The sequence below is a fragment of the Vibrio sp. AIC-3 genome, assembly GCF_013114515.1.
GTDB lineage: Bacteria > Pseudomonadota > Gammaproteobacteria > Enterobacterales > Vibrionaceae > Vibrio > Vibrio crassostreae_C.
Genome location: NZ_VTXG01000019.1, coordinates 68,658 through 80,617, shown reverse-complemented (window position 1 = coordinate 80,617; position 11,960 = coordinate 68,658). Strand labels below are relative to the sequence as shown.

At 45.1% G+C, this 11,960-nt stretch carries 12 protein-coding genes and 1 riboswitch; of the genes, 5 read left to right on the top strand and 7 right to left on the bottom strand.

Annotation, left to right across the window (positions count from 1 at the left end):
- Positions 1 to 280 precede the first annotated feature (280 nt).
- The 3 genes from hemG to F0229_RS14275 are packed head-to-tail and all read right to left on the bottom strand — an operon-like array spanning position 281 to position 2,934.
- Positions 281 to 808, bottom strand: a complete 528-nt coding sequence (gene hemG, locus F0229_RS14285; protein WP_017058824.1) for a menaquinone-dependent protoporphyrinogen IX dehydrogenase — start codon at positions 806 to 808, stop codon at positions 281 to 283.
- A 10-nt stretch (positions 809 to 818) separates the two neighbouring features.
- A complete protein-coding gene (locus F0229_RS14280) occupies positions 819 to 2,276 on the bottom strand; it encodes a TrkH family potassium uptake protein (RefSeq protein WP_008223210.1) in 1,458 nt (485 codons plus the stop codon).
- A 34-nt stretch (positions 2,277 to 2,310) separates the two neighbouring features.
- The gene (locus tag F0229_RS14275) at positions 2,311 to 2,934 is read right to left on the bottom strand and encodes a YigZ family protein (protein ID WP_017058823.1); all 624 of its coding nucleotides are present in this window, start codon (positions 2,932 to 2,934) and stop codon (positions 2,311 to 2,313) included.
- Between the two features lie 227 nt (positions 2,935 to 3,161).
- Between F0229_RS14275 and fadB the strand changes: the two genes are divergently transcribed.
- The 3 genes from fadB to F0229_RS14260 all read left to right on the top strand — a co-directional run bounded on the left by fadB (position 3,162) and on the right by F0229_RS14260 (position 7,746).
- The gene (gene fadB, locus F0229_RS14270) at positions 3,162 to 5,333 is read left to right on the top strand and encodes a fatty acid oxidation complex subunit alpha FadB (protein ID WP_171733089.1); all 2,172 of its coding nucleotides are present in this window, start codon (positions 3,162 to 3,164) and stop codon (positions 5,331 to 5,333) included.
- 26 nt (positions 5,334 to 5,359) lie between these two features.
- Positions 5,360 to 6,523, top strand: coding sequence for an acetyl-CoA C-acyltransferase FadA (gene fadA / locus F0229_RS14265; protein ID WP_017058821.1), 1,164 nt, complete (start codon positions 5,360 to 5,362; stop codon positions 6,521 to 6,523).
- 242 nt (positions 6,524 to 6,765) lie between these two features.
- Entirely contained in the window at positions 6,766 to 7,746 is a 981-nt protein-coding gene (locus tag F0229_RS14260; protein WP_171733088.1) for an MDR family oxidoreductase, read from the top strand.
- 135 nt (positions 7,747 to 7,881) lie between these two features.
- Here the strand turns inward: F0229_RS14260 and F0229_RS14255 are convergent, their stop codons facing one another.
- The gene (locus tag F0229_RS14255) at positions 7,882 to 8,823 is read right to left on the bottom strand and encodes a LysR family transcriptional regulator (protein ID WP_017058819.1); all 942 of its coding nucleotides are present in this window, start codon (positions 8,821 to 8,823) and stop codon (positions 7,882 to 7,884) included.
- Positions 8,824 to 8,979: 156 nt separating this feature from the next.
- Positions 8,980 to 9,165 carry a hypothetical protein gene (locus F0229_RS14250; protein WP_004736674.1) on the bottom strand — a complete coding sequence of 62 codons (186 nt, stop codon included), beginning with the start codon at positions 9,163 to 9,165 and terminating at the stop codon, positions 8,980 to 8,982.
- Between the two features lie 149 nt (positions 9,166 to 9,314).
- Here F0229_RS14250 and tusA point away from each other — a divergent pair, with 149 nt between their 5' ends.
- Entirely contained in the window at positions 9,315 to 9,566 is a 252-nt protein-coding gene (tusA, locus tag F0229_RS14245) for a sulfurtransferase TusA (RefSeq protein ID WP_004736675.1), read from the top strand.
- A gap of 83 nt (positions 9,567 to 9,649) precedes the next feature.
- Here tusA and F0229_RS14240 read toward each other — a convergent pair whose 3' ends face one another.
- The gene (locus tag F0229_RS14240; RefSeq protein ID WP_171733087.1) at positions 9,650 to 9,916 is read right to left on the bottom strand and encodes a hypothetical protein; all 267 of its coding nucleotides are present in this window, start codon (positions 9,914 to 9,916) and stop codon (positions 9,650 to 9,652) included.
- 147 nt (positions 9,917 to 10,063) lie between these two features.
- Positions 10,064 to 10,621 carry a TMEM165/GDT1 family protein gene (locus F0229_RS14235; RefSeq protein ID WP_004739245.1) on the bottom strand — a complete coding sequence of 186 codons (558 nt, stop codon included), beginning with the start codon at positions 10,619 to 10,621 and terminating at the stop codon, positions 10,064 to 10,066.
- Positions 10,622 to 10,714: 93 nt separating this feature from the next.
- Positions 10,715 to 10,831: riboswitch (yybP-ykoY riboswitch) on the bottom strand.
- A gap of 210 nt (positions 10,832 to 11,041) precedes the next feature.
- On the opposite strand from F0229_RS14235, the gene glyQ reads away from it, so the two are divergent.
- The gene (gene glyQ, locus F0229_RS14230; RefSeq protein WP_017058815.1) at positions 11,042 to 11,959 is read left to right on the top strand and encodes a glycine--tRNA ligase subunit alpha; all 918 of its coding nucleotides are present in this window, start codon (positions 11,042 to 11,044) and stop codon (positions 11,957 to 11,959) included.
- The last annotated feature ends 1 nt before the right edge of the window (position 11,960 follow it).

The window sequence follows — 11,960 nt, the reverse complement described above, 5'->3', positions numbered from 1 at the left end:
GTTAAAGAGCTTTTCCTTTTTGAGCTTCGCTCAAATCGGACGGCCATTTTAGCGATTTAAGTTTTAGTGTCAACCACTATTTTCAAAACTTTTTTCAAGCGCTTGGCTTGGCTAATTTGGCTTGCTGATTCGTTCTGGTTTCCTAAGAAGCCATCCCGTGTCAGCGAGGTGGCATTATAGAGATTTCGATCACACTGGCAAGCCCTTTTTTAAGTTTTTTTCGTTTTTTTATTCGTTCGATTAAAAAGAACTCAAAACGCCTCAAAAGTAGGCTTTTATCTTACATATTCTTCAGTTTTTCAGTGAACAAAGAGACTTTTTCCCAGTTTGTGTACTCAACTTCCTTCGTTGTATCCGTTTCACCACCTGTCATATTCATAATAAAGCGGATCATGGTTCTATCGAACCAGTTATAACGTGGGTAATAGAGGGCACCTGCAAATACACCGATTAAAGTCGGCTGCCATGGAGACTTGGTAAGGAACTTCTTAATATACGCACTGCCTTCTGGTGTATCTTTGCCTTGGTCTTCTTTACGCGCCGTTAAGTTAACACAGAAGAACGCAACCTTGCTTGATTGCAACTGAGTAAGGTTGGCATCAATAAATTGATATAGCTTCTTATTAAGGTGGCCATAACGAATCGATGCGCCAATCAACACTCTGTCGTACTGAGCAAAGTCCACCTTGCCAATAGTGTGCAGATCTTGAAGCTCACATTCGAACTCACTCATTTCTTCTTTTATATAGTTCAAGATTTTCTTGGTCTGCCCTTCACGGCTTGAATACAAAAATAGAACTTTTGCCACAATGTTGTCCTTAGCTACGCCAAAACGTAGGGGTCAATAAGATTAATAAGGTGAAGATTTCTAATCGGCCAAACAGCATAGATACGATAAGTACCCATTTTGCTTTGTCGTTCACATCGCCAAAGTGCACCGCGACTTCACCAAGGCCCGGGCCAAGGTTATTTAATGTCGCCGCTACCGCAGAGAAAGCACTCAACTCGTCCATACCAGTTGCAATAAGAGCCAGCATACAAACCACAAACACTAATGCGTATGCAGAGAAGAAGCCCCAGACCGCATCTACAACACGTTGTGGTAGTGCAGAACCGCCAACCTTGATGGTATAGACAGCCCGTGGGTGAACAAGACGCTTCATTTCACGAGCACCTTGCAGAGTAAGTAGTAAGATTCGAATCACTTTCATACCACCACCCGTAGAACCTGCACATCCCCCTATAAAAGAAGAGAACAAAAGCAGTACGGGTAAGAACAATGGCCACTCTGAGAAACCCGTCGTTGTAAAACCCGCGGTCGTAGAGATAGACACGGTTTGGAACAAGGCTTGGTCGAAAGCATCGTAGTACGAATCATAAGAGTGATGATTGAGCAGTAATAAGAAACAAACCAAGAACAGTACTGCCTGAATAAAGATAAAGGCGCGGAACTCAGGATCTTTCCAATAATACTTAGGATGCACACCACCTGAAGCAAATGCAGCAAAGTGAAGCGAATAGTTACATGCGGATATAAGAAGGAACACAACTGTAATCATGTTGATCGCAGGGCTATTGAAATACCCCATGCTCGCATCGTGAGTCGAGAAGCCACCAATCGCAATAGTAGAGAAGCTATGACTGATGGCATCAAAGAAGCTCATCCCAGCAAGCCAAAACGCCACTGCACAAGCAATGGTTAAGCTCAGGTAGATGTACCAAAGCGCTTTTGCCGTTTCAGCAATACGCGGAGTCATCTTGCTATCTTTTACTGGACCCGGGATTTCAGCACGATATAACTGCATACCACCGATACCCAGAACAGGGAGGATAGCTACCGCTAATACGATGATACCCATACCACCAAACCATTGTAGGAACTGACGATAAAAAAGAATCGCCTTAGGCAGATCATCGAGGCCGACAATTACGGTCGCACCTGTCGTAGTTAATGCAGAGAAGGATTCGAAGAAAGCATCGGTTACCGACACATTGGGGTTATCGGCGATCAAAAACGGCAGCGCACCCGCACTACCGATTACCGTCCAAAACAGAACAACAATCAAAAAGCCATCACGCGCTTTCAATTCATGCTTATAACGTCGGTTTGGAAACCAGCAAGTTGCTCCACAGAATAAGAGAACGAAGAAGGTCGTCACAAATGGCACACCCGCACCATCTCGATAGATCAGTGCGACGAGCGCAGGAGCAAGCATTGATACACTAAAAAGTGCTAATAATAATCCGACGATTCGAATAATTGAGCGAAATTGCATGAGCTATTGAACGAAGCGAAATGCTTCACACTTCCTAGTTGTCTTTGACTTTCGTTACCAGTGCCTTAGCACCGCTTTTATTGATCATGGTTTGGGTAAACGAATCTACCTGAAGGAGCTCTATTTCAATAATAAGCTCAACTTGAACACCATAATCCGCTTGGACCTCAACAGCCTGATGCTGAGCCATGATGGATTGTGCGATCGGCACAAAGCCATAGTCTAACTCTAGCCGTAATTTTGTGGTTATTTTTTTCTCGATAGTTTGAAGCAGCTTGAGAGCTTGTTGTACGCCACCGCCGTAAGCCTTAACCAAACCGCCGGTTCCAAGCTTAATTCCGCCAGAGTAGCGCGTCACAACAGCCGTTAATTCACCGACACCAGAGCCCGATAGTTGCGCCAAGATAGGCTTACCCGCTGTACCCGAGGGTTCACCATCATCACTGAAACCCCAAAGCATTGAGTCTTCAGGTCGACCAGCAACAAAACCCCAACAGTTATGTCGTGCTGAAGAATGCTCTTTTTTCACCTGTTCTACGAACTGTTTTGCAGCTTCAACACTTGGAGTATGAGCAAGATGCGTAATAAAGACGCTCTTTTTTATCTCTTCTTCAAACAGAGCCGACGCAGAAGGTATTAAATAAGGCTGTTCATTCATATCGTTAACTTAGTTAATAAGAGCGACGAAGTGTATCACGCGTGAATAATAAGGGTTAGAGGATCTGTGCCATCGCACAATGTTAAACAATTGTTTAAAAAATGTATTGAAATTAATCAAGCAGAGGTACAGACTAAGATAACTGGTCTTACCAGGTATTCTACAATAATAGAAAGATAACAAGATTCTCTCAAACAATCGTGGATTGTATGTCATGGAGATAGACAATGATTTACCAAGCTAACACCCTACAGGTAAAGGAATTACAAGATGGTATTGCGGAATTAAGCTTCTGTGCACCAGCCTCTGTAAACAAACTCGACCTTGCTACTTTAGAATCACTAGATAAAGCGTTAGATGCTCTTAATGCTCACGCAGGATTACGTGGTTTAATCTTAACTTCAAACAAAGACGCGTTCATTGTAGGCGCAGACATCACTGAATTTCTTGGCCTATTTGCTAAGCCAGAAGCAGAACTTGATGAATGGTTAAGATTCGCTAATTCAATCTTCAGCAAGCTCGAAGACCTTCCTGTCCCAACTCTTTCAATGATGCGTGGCCATGCCCTTGGCGGCGGCTGTGAATGTGTACTCGCTACCGATTTCCGTATCGGTGACAAGACCACCAGCATTGGCCTACCTGAAACCAAACTTGGCATCATGCCTGGTTTTGGTGGTTGTGTACGCCTACCTCGTGTTATCGGTGCTGACAGCGCAATGGAAATTATCACGCAAGGCAAAGCATGCCGTGCAGATGAAGCGCTTAAAGTTGGCTTGTTAGATGCGATTGTTGAAACAGACCAGTTACTAGAATCGGCAATCAATACCGTTTCTCTGGCTGCTAATGAAAAATTAGACTGGCAGCTACGCCGTAAACAAAAGACATCAGCGCTTCCACTAAGCAAACTCGAAGCGATGATGAGCTTTACCATGGCGAAGGGCTTAGTTGCTCAAAAAGCAGGGCCTCACTACCCAGCTCCGATTACTTCTGTGATTGCGATTGAAGAAGCAGCACGCAGCAATCGCGATGCAGCACTCGACATCGAACGTAAGCACTTCGTTAAGCTAGCGAAATCGGAAGAAGCAAAAGCATTAGTTGGCTTATTCCTGAATGACCAGTACATCAAAGGCTTAGCGAAACAAGCGGGTAAGTCAGCAAACAAAGCAACTGAGCGTGCAGCCGTACTTGGTGCAGGTATCATGGGCGGCGGTATTGCTTACCAATCAGCTCTAAAAGGCGTGCCAGTGATGATGAAAGACATCGCACAAGCATCGCTTGATCTAGGTATGAACGAAGCATCTAAGCTGTTGAATAAACGCTTATCACGCGGTCGCTTAGATGGATTCAAGATGGCAGGTATTCTGTCTTCTATTACTCCAAGCCTGCATTACGCGGGTGTAGAACAGTCGGATGTGATTGTTGAAGCAGTAGTAGAAAACCCGAAAGTAAAAGCAGCAGTACTGAGCGAAGTGGAAGGTTTGGTTGGTGAAGACACGGTTCTAACATCAAACACCTCTACAATTCCGATCAACCTGCTAGCGAAATCACTGAAGCGCCCAGAAAACTTCTGTGGCATGCACTTCTTTAACCCTGTGCATCGCATGCCTTTGGTTGAGATCATCCGTGGTGAACAAACTTCAGAAGAGACCATCAATCGCGTGGTTGCTTACGCAGCGAAGATGGGTAAATCCCCAATCGTTGTTAACGACTGCCCAGGCTTCTTCGTTAACCGTGTACTTTTCCCTTACTTTGGCGGTTTCAGCATGTTGCTACGCGACGGTGCTGATTTCACTAAGATCGATAAAGTGATGGAGCGCAAGTTCGGTTGGCCAATGGGCCCGGCTTACTTACTAGACGTTGTAGGCCTAGACACTGCACACCACGCACAAGCTGTGATGGCGCAAGGTTTCCCAGAGCGTATGGGCAAAGAAGGTCGTGATGCGATTGATGCACTTTACGTTGCTGAAAAATACGGTCAGAAAAACGGTAGCGGTTTCTACACATACAGCGTAGACAAGCGTGGTCGTCCGAAGAAGACCTTCTCTGAAGACATTCTTCCTATCTTGGCTGACGTATGTCAAGCACCACAAGATTTTGATGACCAAACAATTATCCAGCGCGTGATGATTCCAATGATCAACGAAGTGGTGCTTTGTCTAGAAGAAGGCATTATCGCGACACCGCAAGAAGCGGATATGGCACTGGTTTACGGTTTAGGCTTCCCTCCATTTAGAGGCGGCGTATTCCGCTACTTAGACAGTGTGGGCATTGGTAACTTCGTTGAAATGGCGAAAGGCTACCAAGACTTAGGTGCAATGTACCAAGTTCCTCAGCTATTGCTTGATATGGCAGCGAAGGGCGAAAGCTTTTACGACAGCCAACAAGCCAGTTCTCTGTAACCCACATTTGGAAAAGGAATAGCAAAATGAAAAATGTAGTTGTTGTTGATTGCCTTCGCACCCCAATGGGACGTTCCAAAGGTGGAGCTTTCCGTCACACTCGTGCTGAAGATCTGTCTGCACATTTGATGAAAGGCATTTTAGAGCGCAACCCAGAAGTAAACCCTGTCGAAATTGAAGATATTTACTGGGGTTGTGTACAACAAACACTAGAGCAAGGCTTCAACGTTGCACGTAACGCTGCCTTGCTTGCTGGTCTACCGATTGAGATTGGTGCTGTAACAGTCAACCGTTTATGTGGTTCATCTATGCAAGCTTTGCATGATGCAACTCGCTCTATCATGGTTGGTGATGCTGAAATCTGCCTGATTGGTGGTGTGGAGCACATGGGCCACGTACCAATGAACCATGGTGTTGATTTTCACCCAGGCATGTCAAAACACGTAGCAAAAGCGGCCGGCATGATGGGGCTAACCGCTGAGATGTTAGGCAAAATGCACGGTATTAGCCGTGAAGACCAAGATGCATTCGCAGCACGCTCACATGCTCGCGCTCAAGCAGCTACGGTTGAAGGTCGTTTCAAAAATGAAATCCTGCCAACCGAAGCTCACGCTGCAGACGGTTCTCTGTTCACTCTGGATTACGACGAAGTCATTCGCCCAGAGACAACAGTTGAAGGCTTATCCCAGCTGCGTCCGGTATTTGACCCAGCAAACGGCACAGTAACAGCAGGTACTTCATCAGCTCTGTCTGATGGCGCTTCTGCAATGCTTATCATGAGCGAAGAGAAAGCTAACGCACTTGGCCTTAAGATTCGCGCTCGCGTGAAGTCTATGGCTATCGCTGGCTGCGATCCTTCAATCATGGGTTACGGCCCAGTACCAGCAACCCAAAAAGCACTCAAACGTGCAGGACTAACCATTGAAGACATGGGTGTGATTGAGTTAAACGAAGCGTTTGCTGCTCAATCTCTACCTTGTGCTAAAGACTTAGGTCTACTGGATGTTGTTGACGAGAAAGTAAACCTTAACGGCGGTGCGATTGCTCTGGGTCACCCACTAGGCTGTTCTGGTTCTCGTATCTCGACGACGCTAATCAACCTGATGGAAGCACAAGACGTGAAATACGGCTTGGCGACTATGTGTATTGGTTTAGGCCAAGGTATTGCAACGGTATTTGAACGCCCATAGCGTTTACTGACTGTAATATTTGAAGGGTAATCTTTTGTGCAGCTATATTTATATAGCTGCACTTTTTATTGCTTGGCATCCAACAATGCATCGATTGCGTTCAGCGAACTCAACGAGAGAAAAACCAACCCTGACATCTATGCACAAAACGCATATATTCAATGTTGATGTTTCATTATTTTTTCTCGGATGATTCAACTAAAGTTACTTCAGTTTCCTAATATTCCTCCACGGAGCAGATCATGTTTAAAGCACTTGTACTAAACCAAGAAGACAAAAAAACTATCGCGTCAATTTCTCAAATTGAAGAATCTCAATTACCAGAAGGTAACGTGAAGATTGATGTTAGCTACTCTTCTTTGAACTACAAAGATGGTTTGGCGATTACAGGTAAAGGGCGCATTGTTCGTAACTTCCCTATGGTTCCTGGTATCGACCTTTCAGGTGTGGTTTCACAATCTGATGACCCACGCTACAAAGCAGGCGACGAAGTTGTTTTAACGGGTTGGGGTGTTGGTGAAGGTCACTGGGGCGGCATGGCTGAAAAAGCGAGCCTAAACGGTGATTGGTTAGTGCCAATGCCTAAAGGTCTAGACGCTAAGAAAGTCATGGCGATCGGTACAGCAGGCTTCACGGCAATGCTTTGTGTGCAAGCTATCGTAGATGCAGGCATCAAACCAGAAGACGGTGAAATCCTAGTAACAGGTGCAAGTGGCGGCGTAGGTAGCGTATCTATCACTCTACTAAACCAACTGGGCTACAAAGTGGCAGCAGTGACTGGCCGTGCTTCTGTAAACGGTGAACTACTTAAATCACTAGGCGCGACACGTATTGTAGAGCGTGCTGAACTAGAAGAACCAGCTAAGCCACTAGAAAAACAACTGTGGGCTGGCGCTATCGATACGGTAGGCAGCAAAGTGCTTGCGAAAGTATTGGCGCAAATTGATTACAACGGTGCGGTTGCGATGTGTGGTCTAGCAGGCGGTTTTGACTTACCAACCACGGTAATGCCATTCATTCTGCGTAACGTTCGCCTACAAGGTGTTGATTCTGTAATGTGCCCTCGTGAAAAACGTATTAAAGCGTGGGAACAACTGGCTGAGCTACTACCAGAATCTTTCTACGCTCAAGCAACCAAAGAAGTGTCTTTAGACGGTGCAATTCAAGCAGCAGAAGACATCACTAACGGTCAAATCACTGGTCGCGTAGTCATTAAACTATAGGCTCTCAAACATAAAGTTATCAAACCTTAAGCAACAGCTTTAGGCTTGGATAACCCAAAACAACAAAGGGCTGATTTTTATCAGCCCTTTTGCGTTTTTGTCATTCGGGTCAAGTGAACTCAGACTCAGATCCGGTTAACCCAAACCGACATCCGCAATCCGTTTTTGAATCAACTCACCACACTCTTCTTTTACCACTCTTCTTAACCATTGTTGTGAAGCAGAAGAATCGCAACGCGAGTGCCAGATCAGTGAGTAATCAAACGGCATAAATTCAAATGGTAATGGCTTAACAACCAAGTCATAACGCTCTGCTACCAAATAAGCCAAATCAGCAGGCACAGTAATCACCAACGGCATTCTATCGACAATCGCCAATGCCGCTTCAAGGTGATAAGCACGCAGTACCATTTTTCTGGGTTGTTGATTAGCTAAAGCGTTGTCCAATAAAGCCTTAACACCATCACTAATCGCAATCATCGCATGTGGGAGTGAAACATAGTCTGCAAGGCTTAAAGGTTGATCGGCTAATGGATGGTTTTTAGATAACAGACACGACACACCAACCGGCCCCAAGACTTCTTGATGAAGTGGTGCAATGCTGCCACTCGGACGACAGATCGCCATATCAACGCGTTCGGTGCTGAGCTGTTTAAACAAATGCTCATGCTGCAACGGAGCAAACTCCAAAGAGATATTGGGTGCTTGTTCATAAATCTTAGGCAACGCATAAGGCAAGATGGTTTGCATCGCATAATCGGTGGTAGCGATCAGAAAACGTTCGCTGCAATAGTAAGGGTCAAAGTCACTCGGACTCAGCAATTGGCGAAAAGACTCCAAAGGCTGATCAATACGCTGACTGATCTCGAGTGCTTTCTTGGTAGGAATAAGGTGCTGACCTTGACGTGTAAACAACGGATCGTTTAGTAATTCTCTTAAACGCCCTAATACTCGACTGGTTGCGGATTGGCTTAAGTTAAGACGAAGCGCGGCCTGGCTTACGCTGCCCTCTTCAATCAATACCTTTAAAGCGACCAATAAATTAAGGTCTCTACGATAGATGTCTTCTAATTCCACGCCACTTACCTAGCTGTATACGATTGCCATTAGTCACTAAGTTGTTTATAGCATGCTTTAGATAAAAAAAATCCCGCAATTACGCGGGGAAGCCCAAGAAAATTTGGGGATAGTGTCGGAATGTTGTCGTATCGGAATTCGCTTGCTGTATTCGGGTTAGTGCTCTTGCTCTTCGGCTATGCCTTGCCAACGGCGCATCTCTACCCAAATACCAATAATCGTTGCTACTATGCCAAAAATAGGCATCAGTGAGGTCTCTGTCGATGAGCGTAGTACTAACGCACAAAAAGAAATAAAACAGAGAACCGAATAAATTGTTAATCTATCTAATCCTGTCAACATCGCCACTCCTTAGCTAGTTGCCTTTGCTTCAAGTTGTTATCAACTTGTTAACTAAGTTATAGGAAATGATTCTGTTTGCCAAGCACTTATTGCATATTTTTTCTGCAGACGTATTATTCACTCGTTAGATAGATATAGAGATACAAACCATGACATTCAAACCTGAACTGGCAACCCATACTTTAGAAGCTGAAGGCCTGCGTTGCCCGGAACCAGTAATGATGGTCAGGAAGACAATTAGAAACATGCAGGATGGCGATGTGTTACTGGTAAAAGCTGACGATCCTTCGACAACTCGAGATATTCCGAGCTTTTGTCGATTCATGGATCACCAGTTGGTAGGCCAAGCAACAGAAACGTTGCCTTACCAGTATTTGATCAGAAAGGGATTGGAGGCGTAACGCCCCACCGACTATCAAGTATCAAAAAAGCCGCTCGTACCTTATGTTCTTAAACAGAACTCAGAGTACGAGCGGCTTTTTGTTTATTCGCTTCTAGATTTGTTTTGCAGATGCTCCAGCTGATGCTCCAGCTGATGCTGAATTTCTCGGATATCTTTGCGCATCGGAATAATATGCGCGACCCGAATCCAAGCCTCTACCGCAAGTGCAGTCATGATGATGGCACCCGCGACCATTGGCAGCCACATGTCCGTCAACACCATGCCTAACAGTGTAAGTGCAAGACCAAAAGTAAATAGATAACTTTGGCTTTGTGGAGTAATACCCATATAACGCGTCAACATAATCATGCCCTCGTGTTCTTAACTCACAAGATTAAAATATCATGACAAGTATGACAGTTATATGTCCATTCGCTCGATAAACCCCACAATACTGTAAGAGTATGACCTACAACACATTACTCTACTGATTGAGTATAATAAGACTCAAAACACTTACGAGTAAAACGCAGCAGCGATAGCTAAACCCACGAATAGCAAGGCTGTGATCTTACGAATCAGATCAAGAGGCATCTTATCAGCAGACAGCTTACCGATGATCACCACAGGCACATTTGCCAGCAACATACCAATGGTTGTACCCAGAATCACCCACGCTAATGCATCCGCATATTGAGCCCCTAGGATAGAGGTCGCAATTTGGGTTTTATCGCCGATCTCAGCAATAAAGAAAGCGATAAAACTGGCGACAAACGGTCCTCGGTTTGAGATCTGTTCATCGTCATCTAACTTATCGGGAATCAAAATCCAGCCAGCCATCGCAATGAAACTGACCACCAGCACCCACTTTAATACTTCAGGTGAAAGATAATCAGCAACCACGACCCCGAGCCATGCTGCAAGGGCATGATTGGCAATGGTGGCAAAGAAGATAGCTGCGATGATAGGTATCGGCTTGCGATATCGACTGGCTAATAAAAGAGATAGCAACTGAGTCTTATCACCGATCTCGGCTAAGGCGACAGTTGTAATTGAAATTGCTAAAACGCTCACGACATGCTCATTTGGGATGGGGATTATTATATTTAACCAAAGACAAACCTCGCGCCCCATCCCGGTTCACGATGCTTGTCTATGGTCTTGCTAAGCACCACCAAGGTGGTGGTTGCCTCGAACGCCATGATGATTTTGCATCAATTATGTTGACGAACGAACTCATTCAATAGGATATGAATAAGTAAGCTACTCCCCAAAGACCGCGAGATTTTAATAGCCCATGCTTTCAAACACAAGTGTCAAAGTTATCAAAATATCCACTTGTGCCGAAAAACAAACATTAAAGGCACAAAAATCCACTAAACGACATTTTAGACCACTAATTAAACAAGATTACCCCTACTCGCTTTACGAATATCTCGGTATACTCAGAGGTTATTTTTCTCATTCATTTAAAAGAATCGCGCGAACCTGACTATGCAAAAATACGATATCAAAACCTTCCAGGGAATGATCCTCGCGCTGCAGGATTACTGGGCTCAAAACGGTTGTACCATTGTTCAACCTCTAGATATGGAAGTAGGTGCAGGCACCTCTCACCCAATGACATGTCTACGAGCACTTGGCCCAGAGCCAATGTCTACAGCTTACGTTCAACCTTCTCGTCGTCCGACCGATGGCCGTTACGGTGAAAACCCGAACCGTCTGCAGCACTACTACCAATTCCAAGTAGCGCTAAAACCATCGCCAGACAATATCCAAGAGTTGTACCTAGGCTCCCTAGAGGTTCTTGGTGTTGACCCACTTGTTCACGACATTCGCTTCGTTGAAGATAACTGGGAAAACCCAACACTAGGCGCATGGGGCCTTGGTTGGGAAGTATGGCTAAACGGCATGGAAGTAACACAGTTTACTTACTTCCAACAGGTTGGCGGCCTTGAGTGTAAACCTGTAACAGGTGAGATCACTTACGGTATCGAGCGTCTAGCAATGTACATCCAGGAAGTAGATTCTGTTTACGACCTAGTATGGAACGTAGCACCAGACGGTTCTAACGTGACTTACGGTGACATCTTCCACCAAAACGAAGTTGAGCAATCAACATACAACTTCGAGCACGCAGACGTAGATTTCCTATTCACTTTCTTCGATCAGTGCGAGAAAGAGTGTAAAGAACTACTTGAGCTTGAGAAGCCACTGCCGCTTCCAGCTTACGAGCGCATTCTAAAAGCAGGTCACGCATTTAACATCCTTGATGCGCGCAAAGCTATCTCTGTAACAGAGCGTCAACGTTACATCCTTCGTATCCGCAACCTGACTAAATCAGTTGCTGAAGCGTACTACGCGTCACGTGAAGCGCTTGGCTTCCCAATGTGTAAGAAGGAAGGTAAATAAT

What these genes read in the sequence shown, in the direction of transcription:
- F0229_RS14250 (WP_004736674.1), bottom strand. Translation starts at nt 9,165, where the DNA reads ATGTTGACAGGATTAGATAGATTAACAATTTATTCGGTTCTCTGTTTT.
- F0229_RS14280 (WP_008223210.1), bottom strand. Translation starts at nt 2,276, where the DNA reads ATGCAATTTCGCTCAATTATTCGAATCGTCGGATTATTATTAGCACTT.
- F0229_RS14275 (WP_017058823.1), bottom strand. Translation starts at nt 2,934, where the DNA reads ATGAATGAACAGCCTTATTTAATACCTTCTGCGTCGGCTCTGTTTGAA.
- tusA (WP_004736675.1), top strand. Translation starts at nt 9,315, where the DNA reads ATGACATTCAAACCTGAACTGGCAACCCATACTTTAGAAGCTGAAGGC.
- F0229_RS14260 (WP_171733088.1), top strand. Translation starts at nt 6,766, where the DNA reads ATGTTTAAAGCACTTGTACTAAACCAAGAAGACAAAAAAACTATCGCG.
- F0229_RS14240 (WP_171733087.1), bottom strand. Translation starts at nt 9,916, where the DNA reads ATGATTATGTTGACGCGTTATATGGGTATTACTCCACAAAGCCAAAGT.
- fadA (WP_017058821.1), top strand. Translation starts at nt 5,360, where the DNA reads ATGAAAAATGTAGTTGTTGTTGATTGCCTTCGCACCCCAATGGGACGT.
- glyQ (WP_017058815.1), top strand. Translation starts at nt 11,042, where the DNA reads ATGCAAAAATACGATATCAAAACCTTCCAGGGAATGATCCTCGCGCTG.
- fadB (WP_171733089.1), top strand. Translation starts at nt 3,162, where the DNA reads ATGATTTACCAAGCTAACACCCTACAGGTAAAGGAATTACAAGATGGT.